The sequence below is a fragment of the Streptomyces sp. NPDC058307 genome (genome assembly GCF_042880295.1).
Lineage (GTDB): Bacteria > Actinomycetota > Actinomycetes > Streptomycetales > Streptomycetaceae > Streptomyces.
Genome location: NZ_JBHVYZ010000169.1, coordinates 1 through 1777, shown reverse-complemented (window position 1 = coordinate 1777; position 1777 = coordinate 1). Strand labels below are relative to the sequence as shown.

General features: G+C 70.2%; 1 protein-coding gene. It reads right to left on the bottom strand.

Translation table 11 applies throughout. The features are described 5' to 3' along the window. Window positions 1–33: 33 nt before the first annotated feature. Window positions 34–1680: an IS1182 family transposase gene (locus tag ACFVYN_RS41330; RefSeq protein WP_390008087.1), complete on the bottom strand. Its 1647-nt coding sequence runs from the start codon at window positions 1678–1680 to the stop codon at window positions 34–36. Window positions 1681–1777: the final 97 nt, after the last annotated feature.

Below are 1777 nucleotides of genomic sequence, written 5' to 3'. Positions count from 1 at the left end.
CGGATGCTGTTGGTAAATCCGCCCCGCTGGTTCTCATCCAGCGGGGCGGATTGCTGCGAAGGGTGAGATGCGGGTGCGGGCGAGGGGCTTGCCGGTGAGCCAGGCATCGATGCGGGCGAGGTTGATGGCAGCGCCGGTGAAGTGGTGTTGCAGGCGGGTCTTGGTGAGGCCGCGGTAGCGGGATCTGCGCAGGCCGAACGCTTGGACGCCTTGGGAGATGGTGCCCTCGACGCCGGCGCGGTGGCCGTAGCGGCGGCGCCAGTGGTCGGTGTCCTGCTCGGTGCGGGCCTGCTGAAGAATCTCGTGCTCGGCTTTCGGCCGCAGGGTCAGGTTGCGGCCGGTTCCGGCGTTGGTGCACGAGGTCCGCAGGTCGCAGGGGCCGCAGTGCCGTTGAGCGAAGCGGACGCGGGTGACCGGGGTGCCGCGGTGGCTTTGGGTGTCTCGCCACTGAACGCTGGTGTGGCCGCCGGGGCAGACGGCCCGGCGGCCGTCCCAGTCGATGGTGAAGCGGGTGCTGTCGAAGAAGTCGCCGGTCGCCTGTGGCCGGTTGGTGTTCTTCCCGACCGGTCCGACGAGGTCGATGCTGTGATCGCGGCGGGCGTGGTGGATCTGCTCGGCGTCGACGTATCCGGCGTCCACGAGGTGTTCGTCCGGCACCAGCCCGCGTTCGGCCAGGACGGTATGGATGTCCTCCAGCACGGCGTCGTCGGTCACTGGCGCCGGGGTGGTGTGGATGTGGGTGATCAGGTGCGGGGCATCGGGCTCGCAGGTTTCGCTGAGGTGGACCTTGTATCCGGACCAGCCCAGATCCCGCTTCGCTCCGGTCCTGGCCTCGGCCTCGTGCGGGGTGCGTAAGCGGATCAGGCCGGGCGGGGTGTTCTTCGGTTCCCTCCAGCGCACGGCGCCGTCGACCTGGTGGAACTGCTGCACCCAGGTCTGACGGAGGAACTCCACCGCGGGCAGATGCCGCAGGCCGGGCGGTGCCGCATCCGACCAGACGGCTCGAAGCAGCACCATGCCGTCGGCACCGCACTGGTCGCCGTGCCCGACCCTGGCTGCCCACCGGGACGGGAAACGGCTGTCCTCCGGCCGGGCCGAGTAGCGGTCGAACCACTCCGGCGCCGCCAGCGTCACCAGCCAGTCCCCGGCTGCCTCGGCAATCCGGTTCAGCGCCGCTCGCAGTGTCTCCACCACGAACTCCAACCGGTTCAGGTCCCTGGTCGCGGCCAGCACATGGGTGGCGTCCGTGCGCTGCCGCTTGCCCGGCTTGACCAGCCCGGCGTCCCCGGCGGCGGTCAGTACCGCGTCGAACACCGCCCGGCCCGCATCCGACTCGGCCAGCCGGGCCCGGAACTCGCTGAGCACGGAGAAGTCGAAGCCGGCGTCGGTCAACTCCAGCGACAGGGCGTACTTCCAGTCCAGACGGGAGCGGACCGCGTGGGCGGCCTGCCGGTCGGTCAGGCCCTCGGCGAACTGCAACACCGACACCAGCGCCAGCCGCGCCGGCGACACCGCTGGCCGTCCCCGCACCGGGAACAGCTCCTCGAAGTCTGCGTCAGCGAAGACCGGCCCGAGTGCGTCTCGCACCCGCATCGCCAGACACCCCTTCGGGAACACCGCACGCGCCACCCGCACGGTCTCCTCCGGAACCTCCGCCAACTCCACCCCACGCAACGACACGAACCCACCCTCAGAAAACGTGACGACGGCCTGCACAACCCCAACGGGGTCACACAGGCCGTCGTCACGCAGGCCCCGGATTTACCAACAGCATCCG